Genomic DNA, 12,270 nt, shown 5'->3' with positions numbered 1-12,270 from the left:
GGCCATGACCAACGCACTTCCCGCAGGTAGATACCCGTCGGGTTCAGGCCCGAGCGGTATTCGACAGGCCCCCAAACGTGCGACGAAGATCGCACTGGTGGCTCTGGTCCTGCTGGTCGGGCTGGGCGTGGCCTACTACGCGTACAGCAAGTTCTCGGTCAAACCGATCGAGGGCAGTCAGCTCTCGTTCGACATCGTCGACGAGGACACGATGTCGATCAGGTTCAGCGTCACCCGGCAAGATCCCGAGCAGCCCGCTGTCTGCATCGTCCGCGCTCGCTCGCGCGACGGCTCCGAGACCGGCAGGCGCGAGGTGTACATCCCACCGGAGTCGGCGTCCACCACCGTGGAGATGACCACCGAGGTGACGACGTCGGCCGCCCCTGCCGTCGGCGACGTCTACGGCTGCACCCTCGATGTTCCCGAATATTTACGAGCCCGATAGGCGAACTGCCTGTTCGTGGTAAGGTCGGGTCATACACGGCCACCGCAGAAGGTGCCGTGTATTGCTGCATTGCGGGCAGGGTTCACCTGCGAACGATGACGACGGCTCCAGGATGTGGGCCGACCAAGGGGATCCAACCATTGGAGTCCCCTGTTCGTTGCGTGCCCTACCTGCTCAGAAACCGGAATCCGAGCTCGAGATTCCGACTACGAGGGAGTGATCGAGATGACCGAGACCCAGGTGACCTGGCTTACCCAGGAATCACACGACAGGCTCAAGAGCGAACTCGACCAGCTCATTTCCAATCGCCCCGTCATCGCCGCCGAGATCAACGAGCGTCGCGAAGAGGGCGATCTGAAGGAGAACGGCGGCTACCACGCTGCGCGCGAAGAGCAGGGCCAGCAGGAAGCACGTATCCGCCAGTTGCAGGAACTGCTCAACAACGCGAAGGTCGGCGAGGCACCCACCCAGTCCGGCGTCGCACTGCCCGGCTCGGTCGTCAAGGTCTACTACGACGGCGACGAGTCCGATACCGAGACGTTCCTGATCGCCACCCGCGAAGAGGGTGCCCGCGACAACAAGCTCGAGGTGTACTCCCCCGCGTCCCCTCTGGGCGGGTCGCTCATCGACGCCAAGGTCGGCGACACCCGTGAGTACACGCTGCCCAACGGCAAGACCATGAAGGTCACCCTCGTCAGCGCGGAGCCGTACCACACCTAGGCCTGCTCACGAGAAGACATGAAAGCACCCCCGGTCGCCGAGCGACCGGGGGTGCTTTTCTGCGTGGATGTCAGGCGGTCATCGTCTTCTGGTACTTGCGCACCGACAGCGGCACGAACACCACGAGCATCAACACGACCCAGATCAGGGTGTAGAGCACGGGGTTCTGCAGTGGCCACACCTCCGGCGGCGGTGCCATCGGGTTGGTGTTGCCGAACTGCTCTCGCACCGCCAACGTCACCGACGAGATCGGATTCCACTCCGCGATGGTCTTGAGCACGGTGGGGAAATTGTCGATCGGGACGAAGGTGTTGGCGATGAACGTCAACGGGAAGATCACGATGAACGACGCGTTGTTGAAGATCTCGGGCGACCGCACGATCAGACCAACCAGTGCCATCACCCACGAGATCGAGTACGCGAACAACAGCAGCAGCACGTACCCCAGCAGAGCATCGAAGAACGAGGACGTGATGCGCCACCCCACGAGGAGTCCGGTGAGCGACATGATCGTGATGGTGACGAGGTTGTTGCCCACATCTGCTGCGGTCCGCCCGATCACCACTGCCGATCGTGCCATCGGCAACGACCGGAACCGATCCATCACGCCCTTCTGCAGATCCTCGGCCAGCGACGACCCGGTGAGCGAGGCACCGAAGATCATCGTCTGTACGAAGATGCCGCCCATCAGGAAGCTCTTGTAGTCGATTCCGGGGACGTCGATCGCACTGCCGAAGACGTACGCGAACAGCAGGACGAACATGATCGGCGAGAGCGTCGCGAAGAACAGCAGGTCGGGAACTCGCTTGAGCTTGATCAGATTTCGCTTGGTGATGATCGCGGAATCCAGAAGAACGTTGCTCATTTCTCTTCCTCCGCCGTCTCGGGTTCGCCGGTGGTCTGACCGGTCAGACTCAGGAACACATCGTCGAGGTTCGGCCGCCGAAGACCGACGTCGACCACTCCGATTCCGTTGTCCTCCAGCTGGGCCAGCGCCGTGGACAGGTCCTTCGATCCCCCGTTGACGGGCATGACGATCCGGCCCACCTGATCGTCGAGGGTGGGTGGCTCGACGCCGATCGGAGCGAGGATCTGCATCGCTCGCTCGGCCTGGGACCGATCGGTCAACACGAATTCGACTCGCTCGCCGCCGGTTTGGGCCTTGAGCTCGTCGGCCGTGCCACGCGCGATGATCTTGCCCTTGTTCAGCACGATGATCGAATCGGCCAACCGGTCGGCCTCCTCCAAGTACTGAGTGGTCAGCAGAATGGTCGTGCCGTCGCGAACGAGATCTGCGATGAACTCCCACATGGTGATTCGACTACGTGGATCGAGCCCGGTGGTCGGCTCGTCGAGGAACACCACCCGTGGTCGACCGATCAGGCTGGCCGCGATGTCGAGTCGCCGACGCATACCTCCCGAGTACTGCTTGGCCGTCCGGTCGCGTGCGTACTCCAGATCGAATCGCGCGAGCAGTTCGTCGGCCCGCTTCTTGGCCTCGGCCTTGCGTAGGCCGAACAGTCGGCCGACCATCTCGAGATTCTCGTACCCGGTCAGGTACTCGTCCACGGCCGCGAACTGACCGGTCAGCCCGATCGTGCTGCGCACCTCGTTGGCCTGCGTCGCCACGTCGAGCCCGAAGATTCGGGCCGAGCCGGATGTCGCTTGCAGCAAGGTGGCGAGAATACGGACTGCCGTGGTCTTTCCCGCACCGTTGGGGCCGAGCACACCCAGTACCGTGCCCTCGGGAACGGTGAAATCGATCCCGTCGAGCGCGACGTTCTTGCCGTACCGCAGTACGAGGTCCTCTACTTCTATAGCGTTCGCCATGGCCCTCTCCCCGTTTCTCTACTGGTCGGTGTAAGGACTTCCGAACGCGTAGAGATTAACCGGTCTTGATCGGACCGGGCGTCCACAGACCCGAACGCCGGACCTCTTCTGCTGTGATCTGCGCCGCCTGCGCCGTTTCGTCGTACGGGATGTACTGCTCGATCGACCCCCAGTCGCGGTCCCAGTCGCCGTCGAGATACGACGGGATGGTGCGGGCGGAGGCGACGATGTCGATCCACCCGAGCGGCCCACCGCCGAAGTGGTCCTGCCACGCGTTGGTGATGACGGCACCGCTGCGGTCCGGCAGCACCCGGTACTGCGGAACTTCGGCAACCCCGAGGCGGTGATCGAACGGATGCTGGCAGGGGAAGTTGAAGCCGACCTCCCAGTCCAGCATCACCGGAGCGTCGCGGCCGACGACCTCGTTCAACGTCTGGGTTCGCGGAACCCGCGGCGGGGTGATCGCCAACCACTGGTCGGAATCTCGATCGTTGTCGGCAACCACGAGCCGAATCGTGTTGGCACCGGTCGGAATCCGATCCATCGGCACACGCAGGTTGCGCCACGACGGCGTCGGGCCGATATCGATGGGGGTCACCCGCCCCTGCGCCTGCCCGTCGACTCCGTACTCGAGTTCGAGGCTCTGCCCGTACGTGACGATGCCGTCGGAGTCCACCGAGCGGATGCGTCCGGCAGCGGCGATCGAGATCAGGTCGCCGGGATCGGCAGGCAGTGCATACCACCCGGTCGTCAGCGTGGCGTTGTCATCGGACCCGAACGACCCGAGCACCGGCACGGTGGCCGGATCCAATCCGAACGGCAGTGCGCTACCGCCGGTTCCGGCCCCGGTGGTCGACGTCGGCTGCTGCTGCTCGTCGGTGTCGACGGTGTTCGAGGTGCCCGACGCCGAGGACTCCTTGTCTGCGGTGAGGTCGCCCGCCACACCGTCGGGGGTGAACCCGTCGTTCTCTTCGCCGAGCGCAGCGAAGGCATCCCCGGTGACCGGTTGCAGCACATCGGCATTGGGGTTCGTCTCGAGCAACACGTCGTTGGCGAGGCCGCACGTGTCGCCGGCAAGCGCCGAGAGATTCGATTTCGCGACCGAGTACGACGGCCACTGCGCCACAGCACCCTTGGCCATCGACGCGACGGCCACCAGCACCATCAGTGCTGCCCCGACAGCGATCGGCGGCACCGACCACCATCGCGCCATCGGTTTGTCGGTGCGCACGTACGGCGCGCGGAGATGGAACCAGACGGCTGCGAGCAACAGCAGCAGGGTCAGGCCGAGGAACATGGTCGAAATGCCGAGACCGGCAACGAGGATCGGCTTGTCCCAGAACGGAACTCCCCAGGCCGAGACGTACCAGTACCCGTTGGTTCCGGTGAACGCGACGGCCATCACGAACGAGACCGACGCGGCGAACAGCAGTCGGTTGCGCCGCGATCGCAGTACCGCCGCGCCGGTCGCCACGGCTGCGAGCACCGCAACCGATGCGGCGAGTCCGGCGAAGACCCCGAAGTGGTGGGTCCACTTGGTGGGGGTGATCATCATCAAGGCCATAGCCCCGACGGTGATGCCGACGATCCGCCGCGCCGGTCCCGTTGCGGTACCGGGGATCTTGCCGCCCTTGCGCAGCATGGCGACGACGACCGCGATCAGCGAGACGATCATCACGAACACTCCGAAGCGGCGCGCGAGCGAGCCGTCGATGTCCATGTTCATCAGCCACTGGTAGCGCAGGTACTCGTCGAACCAGGCCTGACTCGGCCCGGCCGCGTTGTGCACCCGCTGCATCTCGAGCATGCCGGCCACGGTCTGGTTGCCGAATGCGAACACCAGAACCACCGTGCCCGACGCGACCAGCGGGGCGAGCAACGTCGCCGCGCCCAAGGCCGTGCTACCGAACTGCCGGGCCCGAGCGACGACGATCTGCAGCACCGGCCTGGCTCCGGCGATCAGCGGTGCGAAGCAGATGAAACCGGAGGGTCCGTGGGTGACCGTCAACGCCGCGATGAGTATCGCCGCGGCCGCGGGCAGCAACCTGCGGGTCGCGATCGAGCGCTCCACCGAACACCATGTCAGCAGTACTCCGAGTGCCACGAACGGCTCCGGGCGCAGGCCGTTGTTGTACGGCAGCCAGAACGCGAGCAGCACCAGCCCGCCCGTCCACAGGGCAGTCTTCGAGGCGCGAGCAGCAGCCCCGAACCGCGGAATCACCTCGCGGCTGATGACGAGCCACGCCACGACCGCGCAGATCAGCGTCGGCAGGCGCATCCAGACACTGGCCGTCGAGACGTGCGACATGATTCCGAACATGTCGTACAGCGGCGTTCCGAACGGTGTCTCGGGCACACCGAAGTAACGGAAGTAGTTGGCCATGTACCCGGCGTGATCGGCCGTACGCGCCATGCCCAGCTGGTAACCGTCGTCGGAGGTGTTCGCGCCGATCAGATGCCACACCAGCAACGTCCCGATCACCACCGCATCGGCAGCTTCGAACGTCCACCAGCGACGCGGCAGGAACCGTCGGGCACGTCGGCCGTCGGACAGGTCGAGGCGGTGCAGTGCCACCAGCGAGATGCCCGTGACGAGGACCCCGACGATCATCGCGAACCACTTCAGCGCACTGGGTGTGGACGAGAATCGACTGTCGAGCTGCGCTGTGAGGGTCAGATCGTCCACGGTGCCGCGAAGATCGGTGAACACTCCGACCAGCTGCGGCCGAACATCGCCCTCGCGCGTCACGGTGTCGCCACCGGTCAGCCCGACGGTGGTCGCCGTGCCGTTCGAGGTGATCGTCAATGCGCAGTCGCCAGCAGTCGAAGAGTTCAGCTCCGCGATCGGCTCCTCGAGGAGGACGGAATCACGCAACGTCACTTTCAGTTGCGATGCCTCACCACCCGTGACCTCGGCGACGAGACCGTAGCGATAGGCGTCGGGCGATCCCTCGGGCGAGGTGGACAGCAACAGCCCGCCGTCGGGCAACAGATTCGCGGCAGCACACGGGACCGTCGCGTCGACGCTGATCGGGGTGTATCCGACGAGTGGAGCCTCGACACTGGCGATCGTGTTCGACTGCGGCCACGTCAGGGAGGACTGCTGCTGCTCGATCGGCAACAGCGGTATCGCGATCGTCAGCAGAATTCCCAGGACTGCGGAGACGATCGCGACGAGCCGAGCCATGCAAATATCTCCCACCGATGTCCTGGTCCAAGTCGCTGATCAAGGTACCAGTCGGGCCCGAGCGGGCCCGACGATACGAATCCGGCCCGGACAACCTTCGCTGTGGCACACTCAGCCCGATGATCAGCCCGATGACGGTGCATGTCGACGACACCGGTGCTGATTCCATTGCCGCGCGAATAACGACACCATCGGGTGTCGAAGTGCGAGTGAGAACCGAGTCGAATTACTCGCTGGACCATTCCTCCACTCCCTGGCTTCCTCCGCTCCTGACCGCCGGTATGCGCAAAGGGTGGGATTTATCTTTCGACGGCCCCGTGGATTCGACCGCACTTCGAGGTGCGTCCGAGGCTCAGAAGATCTTCCTGGACTGGTATCCCAAGCGTTTTCGAGAGGTATCGATGGCGGCGGAACCCGGCGGCGTCGCCACCGGCGCGACGGGAGTGGGTTGCTTCTTCAGCGGGGGCGTCGACAGCTTCTACTCGGCAATCATGGAATCCGACCGCATCACCCACCTGATCTTCGTGCACGGTTTCGATATCGGTATCGGCGACGAAAGTTTGGCGGCCAGAGCCTTGGCCGGAGCCCGAGAGTCGGCGGCGGAATTGGGAAAGCCGTTGATCGAGGTGAAGACCACGATCAGGTCGGCCTTCGCCGACCGACTGCCTCTCGATTGGGGATACGACTTCCACGGTGCCGCGTTGGCGCACGTCGGCCTGGCGTTGTCGCAGTACCTGAGCACCGTCATCATCCCGTCCTCGAACTGCCGCGAGGAACTCGCACCGTGGGGCTCTCATCCCGACCTCGACCCGTTGTGGTCGAGTAGCTCGGTCGCCTTCGAGCATCATGAACTCGATCTGCACCGTCTGGGCAAAATTCGTCGAATCGGCGAGAACCGGACCGCGATGAACCATTTGCGGGTCTGCTGGGAGAACCTCGACGGGAAATTCAATTGCGGCCGGTGTGCCAAATGCGTTCGCACACAGATCGGGCTGGCGGCCGCGGGTGCACGGTGCACGACTTTCCCCGAAACCATGGATGTGCGCGCTGTGGCTCGAATGCACATGAGAAGCCGCGATCGCGGCTACCTGAGAACCTCACTCGCCGCGATGCACGATGCCGGTGTCACCGACACAGAACTGCAGCGGGCCGTGAACACAGCAATACGCCGAAGTCATTGGACCCCGGCGCTTTTCCACGTGCGTCGTGCAGGTTCGTATATCGGCCAGGTGATCCGTCGAAGTCTGCGGCGTTGAATCGGTTGTGTCGACCAGCAGGTCAGTTCTCCACGTGCACGGCGTATCCGGCCGCACCGAGGGCATCGAGCACCGAGCCGCGGTGGTCCGGTCCGCGGGTCTCGACGGTCAACATCACGTCGACCTCTTCGAGCCCCAGGCGTCCGCCCGTACGGGAGTGGACGACGTCGACAACGCTGGCACCGGCGTCGCGCACCACGCCGAGCACCCCGGTGAGTCCGCCCGGCTTGTCCGAAATGGTCACGCGTACAGCGAGATAGCGTCCACCCGCTCGGAGACCATGAGTGATGACGTGGGTGAGCAGCAGCGGATCGATGTTTCCGCCGGAGAGGACGGCGCACACCGAACCGGTCAATCCGAGCTCGTCCGCGGAATGCGTCATCAGCGCTGCCACCGCTGCCGCCCCGGCCGGTTCCACGATCAGTTTCGCGCGTTCGATGCACAGCACCAACGCCCGCGACAGCGCATCCTCGCTGACGGTCACCACGTCGTCGACCCATCCCTGCACGTGATCGAACGGCACCGATCCGGGCAGGCCGATCGCGATGCCGTCGGCCATCGTCGACATCGACGTCAACGCGATCGGATGCCCCGCCTTCAGCGATGCAGGCCACGCGGCAGCACCCTCGGCCTGCACGCCGACGATCCTGATACCGGGCTTGGTCAGCTTGACCGCCGCGGCGACACCGGCCAACAGTCCCCCGCCGCCGGTGGGGATCACGATGGTGCCGACGTCCGGCATCTGCTGCAGCAGTTCGGTACCCAACGTCGCCTGCCCCGCGACGATGTCGAGGTGGTCGAACGGATGAATGAGAGTGGCACCGGTGCGTTCGGCGAATTCCCTCGCCGACTTCAGCGCCTCGTCCACCGTGTTACCAACCAGATGAACAGTCGCGCCGTAGGCCTTGGTGGCGACGAGCTTCGGTAGCGACACGCCTACCGGCATGAACACCGTCGAGTCGATCCCCACCTGCGAGGCGGCCCACGCGACACCCTGAGCGTGGTTGCCCGCGCTGGCCGCGACGACACCGCGGGCACGCTGCTCGGCGTCGAGCCGGGCGATGCGGTTGTACGCCCCGCGCGGCTTGAACGATCCGGTGCGCTGCAGGTTCTCGCACTTGAGCCGCACCTCGTGGCCGGTCAGGTCCGACAGAATTCGCGAGGCCACCACGGGGGTCCGGCGCATGACCGGCTCCAGCAGCTCCTCGGCCGACGCGATATCCGACGCGGTCACCCGCACAATTTCCGACACGATCGCAGTATGCCAGGAACAATTACTCTCGTGACGTCATCCGCCACCGGTCGTCACTACAGTTGTGGAGCGCGTGCCGCACCACGGCGAGCCGCGACGGGCGCAAAGGATTCTCTGAACATGACGCAGGCTGGATCCGACGAGGTCGACGACGGCCGCGAGATGCGTGGCAGCGTCGAGATCAAGGATCGGGCCATGTCGCGGACCGCCATCGCGGCGGCATCGAAGGATCCTCGGGTCACGCGCACCACCGGCGGCTTGTCGCGACTGACCGGGCGAGAACTCCCCCGCGCCGACGTCACCCTCGGCGAGGACACGATTGCCGTCAACCTCTACATCGGGGTGACCTGGCCGTCGCAGATCACCGAGGTGACCGAATCCGTGCACGCCACCGTCGAGGCCGCGTTGGCGACGATGACGGGCCTGCACGTGCATCGAGTGAACGTCCTGGTATCGGACACCACACTGGACACCGGCCCCTCGCCCACCTCGAATACCGAAGCATCGCAGCCCATCTCACCTCGACCACCCACTGCCGGCCCGGCCGCGATGCCGTTGGCACTGTTGTTCGGGTTCGCCCTCCTCGGTGTGGCCTTTGTCGCCGGCCGGGAATTCCTGATCGCACACGGCAACCTCGGTGGTAGCCCGTGGATCGCCGACGCGGTGTCCTGGATCTCCCGATTGCACTGGCAGAGTTGGATGATCGCCGCCGCGATCGGAGCCGCCGTCGTCGGGTTGTTCGTCGTGTTCATCGGGGTCAAGCCCCGAACGAAGACGCATTCCGGCCTGGGCGAGTCGGCGTCGACCGTGTGGGCCACGCCGACCGACATCGCTCGATTGTGCAGTGCTGCAGCACAGTCGACCCGCGGAGTCGTGGACGCGCACACCGTCGTCACCCGGAAGAAGATCGAAGTTCGGGTAGAGCGTGACGCTGCGTACGATGCCGACCGTATCGACGTCGGCGTGCGCGAGGCACTCGCTCCTGTGCTGTCCGTTGCTGCGGGCGAGCGCCGGCTGACGGTGAAGCAGTCGGTGGCAGCACCGACGAGGGTGTCGTGATGAAGACCTTCGTTGCCGGGGTCGACCGACTCCTCGCCATCGCGGCCGGGGCCGGGTTGATCGCGGGAGGTGGCTTCGCGCTGGCCTGGCATTACGACGTCCCCTGGGCACGAGAGATGCTCTCTCGCTTCGATCGTGCGCGAATCGCCGCCCTACCGGAACAGGGCTGGTGGGTGCCGACCCTGGCCGTGGTCGGCTGCATCGCCGTTGTCCTGGCACTGCTTCTGTTGATCGGCAACTTCTCTCCGCGCACGACCGGAACGGCAAGCGTCATCGAGAAGCCCCATTTCTCGGCGCACGTGGACCTGAGCGCCATCGCGTCGGGCGTCGCCGCGGAGCTGGCCGAGTTCCCCGGTGTTCGACGCGCCCGCGGTACGGCGATCGACGATCGGGGAATGCCCACCATCACCGTATCGGTCCATGCTGCAGCCGATTTCGATGTCGTGGCCTTCACCGCCCGAGCCGAAGCCCGTGCCGCCTTCGTGGCCGAATCACTCGCCGGTGCACACGTCGCCACTCGCATTCAACTGCACGTCGACAAGCGACGGTAGCGCGGCCGCGCAGCGTTGCGACAGGCCCGGCCACCTGTCCCTTCTGTCGGATTCACCGGTACGGTGTCGATACACGGCCCGAAGCAGGAAAGATCCGCGGAGCTCGACTCGAGTGGAAGGGAGTCCGCCTCGATGGGGCGTAGGAACGGCGACTGGCTGTTGATTCTTCTCGAACCGGATTCGGTGGCGTGCGTGGTGGCGGTAGGGACGACGCAGAAGAGCAAGGTTCCCATGGCGGCGTTCCTGAGGAGGTCGTCCGACTCGACTCACGCACGTGATGCGGTTGCTCGTTGTGCAGAATCGGGCAGGGATGTGGACATCGAATGCGAGCCGGGCAGGTACGTCTCGGCTCGTCCGATTCTCGGGGACGACGGTACGGTCCAGGCGGTGTGGGCCAGACTGCATCCGGGCACGTGCGACTCTCCGCCGTCGAATGCTTGGGCCTTTCGCTGGAATCTGACTCGCGGCACTGCCCACTCCAAGGACTCCCCGGCGCTGAATTCCGATGTGGCGCACTTGTCGGTAGCAGAAGCGATGGCAACGTTGGATTTCGGATTGCGAGCCACCGACGTCCTCGCGATGCTGGTATCCAGCACAGTCGGCGACACCGTGGATCTCGACGCAACCCAGCGTTGGACCACGGACGAGCTACATCGAATTCGCGTGCTGGCGCACACTACCGTCGAAGGCGAAGCTCGTCACCTGCGCGGCATCGCAATCGACCGCGGTCCGTTCGTCATGAGCCACCCATCCCCTACCGGAGTCCAGGAGACGATGAGCGGGCTCGTAGCGGGCGCCTCGGTCATCGCACGACGCCACACCGCAATAGTCGATCTGTGCACCCTGGAGACCTTGTACTGGCACGGCCCGCCGCCACCGTCCATCGCATGGAATCTCGACCCGACCGACCCGCGACCGCGAGTGCACCAGGACGACGACGGAGCAGTCGACGCACTCGCGAAATCAGTGTCCCGGGCCGGCGGCGCAGGAGACGAATCGAGCATCACCGTCAGATTCAGAGACCGAAACGGCGGCTACACCACCCACTCGGTGACCGCGTGCGCTCTGCCGATTCTCCCTGACGACGAAGAACCTCGGCTCGCGCTGGTGACGGTGACGGTGACCGAGGCCTGTATCTGATCGCGCGCAGCGCTGGCGCTTCGGCACCAACGGGTTTAAAGTTCGGTGTGTTACGCAAAGACTCGGTCAACGAGGCGTAACCCGCGACCTACCTTGTGTCTCTCGGGATGGTCCGCACAACTACAGATCGCCGGACGAGCGTGCGCTCTCGTTCCAGGCCGATCCCATCGAGTACGCAACCGGCCCGTATCCGTTGTGGCCCCATATCCGTTGTGGCACTGCACCCGGCTCGGTCCGAACGACAGCCACCATCACGTCGCCGAATCGCCCCTTACTCACGAACGGGAGACATCATGAACCGCATTTCTGCTCGGACTCGCACCGCATCCATCGCCCTGATCGCCGGCTCGATGATCGCCGTGACGTCGATGAGCGGAGCCGCTGTTGCTCTTGCTCAACCCGCGCCACCCGCGGTGTCCGCCACCGTCGAGGAATTCGTCCCCGTGAGCGCAGAAGAAGTTGCCTCGCTCAATGCTTCGCTGGCAGAACAGGGCCGCAATCCACTCCCCGCCGGCACAGCCGGCTTTCAGATCAGCGATGACGCGACTGTGACGATCGTCGACGAGACCGGCAACGTCCTCGATCGACAGCCGACTCCCACGGGACCTCAGGCCCGTGGAGTCACCGATGAAATAAAGCGAGTAGTCGGTGCCTGCCTCGGAATCGACTTCTTCGGCGCAGTCGGTGCTTGGGAAGCGATCGAAAGCCAGGTGAACTCGTGGGACAAGGCTGCCAAGTTCGTCCTGAGGCGAGTCGGCCTGATCGCAGCATTGTCCTGCGGCGGCGGAATATTCGCGGAGTACCTACTCTGACATGCCCTTCTCCCCAGG

Annotated in this window: 12 protein-coding genes; 7 read left to right on the top strand and 5 right to left on the bottom strand. The window is 64.8% G+C overall.

Features of this window, described 5'->3' with window-relative positions; all coding sequences use genetic code 11:
- Window positions 1–4 precede the first annotated feature (4 nt).
- Together CH291_RS15975 and greA are read left to right on the top strand one after the other, a co-directional pair.
- Window positions 5–445, top strand: coding sequence for a DUF4307 domain-containing protein (locus tag CH291_RS15975; protein ID WP_068052817.1), 441 nt, complete (start codon window positions 5–7; stop codon window positions 443–445).
- 225 nt (window positions 446–670) lie between these two features.
- Complete coding sequence (greA, locus tag CH291_RS15970; protein WP_032394210.1) at window positions 671–1,165, top strand: transcription elongation factor GreA; 495 nt, start codon at window positions 671–673, stop codon at window positions 1,163–1,165.
- 70 nt (window positions 1,166–1,235) lie between these two features.
- On the opposite strand, the gene CH291_RS15965 is transcribed toward greA, so the two are convergent.
- Genes CH291_RS15965 through CH291_RS15955 form a run of 3 tightly spaced genes read right to left on the bottom strand, consistent with a single transcriptional unit; the run spans window position 1,236 to window position 6,182 of the window.
- Window positions 1,236–2,030 (bottom strand): ABC transporter permease, encoded by a 795-nt coding sequence (locus CH291_RS15965; protein ID WP_094669390.1) that lies wholly within the window; start codon window positions 2,028–2,030, stop codon window positions 1,236–1,238.
- The gene (locus CH291_RS15960) at window positions 2,027–2,995 is read right to left on the bottom strand and encodes an ATP-binding cassette domain-containing protein (RefSeq protein WP_068052812.1); all 969 of its coding nucleotides are present in this window, start codon (window positions 2,993–2,995) and stop codon (window positions 2,027–2,029) included. The genes CH291_RS15965 and CH291_RS15960 overlap by 4 nt, the downstream gene beginning before the upstream one ends.
- Before the next feature lie 55 nt (window positions 2,996–3,050).
- Entirely contained in the window at window positions 3,051–6,182 is a 3,132-nt protein-coding gene (locus tag CH291_RS15955) for an arabinosyltransferase domain-containing protein (protein ID WP_094687996.1), read from the bottom strand.
- 119 nt (window positions 6,183–6,301) lie between these two features.
- Between CH291_RS15955 and CH291_RS15950 the strand changes: the two genes are divergently transcribed.
- A complete protein-coding gene (locus CH291_RS15950; RefSeq protein WP_179276563.1) occupies window positions 6,302–7,438 on the top strand; it encodes a hypothetical protein in 1,137 nt (378 codons plus the stop codon).
- 22 nt (window positions 7,439–7,460) lie between these two features.
- On the opposite strand, the gene ilvA is transcribed toward CH291_RS15950, so the two are convergent.
- Complete coding sequence (gene ilvA, locus CH291_RS15945; protein ID WP_218829037.1) at window positions 7,461–8,624, bottom strand: threonine ammonia-lyase; 1,164 nt, start codon at window positions 8,622–8,624, stop codon at window positions 7,461–7,463.
- 186 nt (window positions 8,625–8,810) lie between these two features.
- Between ilvA and CH291_RS15940 the strand changes: the two genes are divergently transcribed.
- From CH291_RS15940 to CH291_RS15930, 3 genes are all read left to right on the top strand, one after another.
- A complete protein-coding gene (locus CH291_RS15940; protein ID WP_179276562.1) occupies window positions 8,811–9,749 on the top strand; it encodes a DUF6286 domain-containing Asp23/Gls24 family envelope stress response protein in 939 nt (312 codons plus the stop codon).
- Complete coding sequence (locus CH291_RS15935) at window positions 9,749–10,300, top strand: hypothetical protein (protein WP_094669383.1); 552 nt, start codon at window positions 9,749–9,751, stop codon at window positions 10,298–10,300. The genes CH291_RS15940 and CH291_RS15935 overlap by 1 nt, the downstream gene beginning before the upstream one ends.
- 132 nt (window positions 10,301–10,432) lie before the next feature.
- Entirely contained in the window at window positions 10,433–11,440 is a 1,008-nt protein-coding gene (locus CH291_RS15930; RefSeq protein WP_094687993.1) for a GAF domain-containing protein, read from the top strand.
- 120 nt (window positions 11,441–11,560) lie between these two features.
- On the opposite strand, the gene CH291_RS26815 is transcribed toward CH291_RS15930, so the two are convergent.
- The gene (locus CH291_RS26815; protein WP_179276561.1) at window positions 11,561–11,719 is read right to left on the bottom strand and encodes a hypothetical protein; all 159 of its coding nucleotides are present in this window, start codon (window positions 11,717–11,719) and stop codon (window positions 11,561–11,563) included.
- Between the two features lie 14 nt (window positions 11,720–11,733).
- Between CH291_RS26815 and CH291_RS15925 the strand changes: the two genes are divergently transcribed.
- On the top strand, window positions 11,734–12,252 hold the full coding sequence (locus CH291_RS15925; RefSeq protein WP_068052785.1) for a hypothetical protein: 519 nt from the start codon (window positions 11,734–11,736) through the stop codon (window positions 12,250–12,252).
- The last annotated feature ends 18 nt before the right edge of the window (window positions 12,253–12,270 follow it).

Source organism: Rhodococcus sp. 14-1411-2a (assembly GCF_002259485.1).
Classification (GTDB): Bacteria; Actinomycetota; Actinomycetes; order Mycobacteriales; family Mycobacteriaceae; genus Rhodococcoides.
Note: the sequence above shows the minus strand (reverse complement) of the source record. Positions and strands in the feature narration are given on the sequence as shown.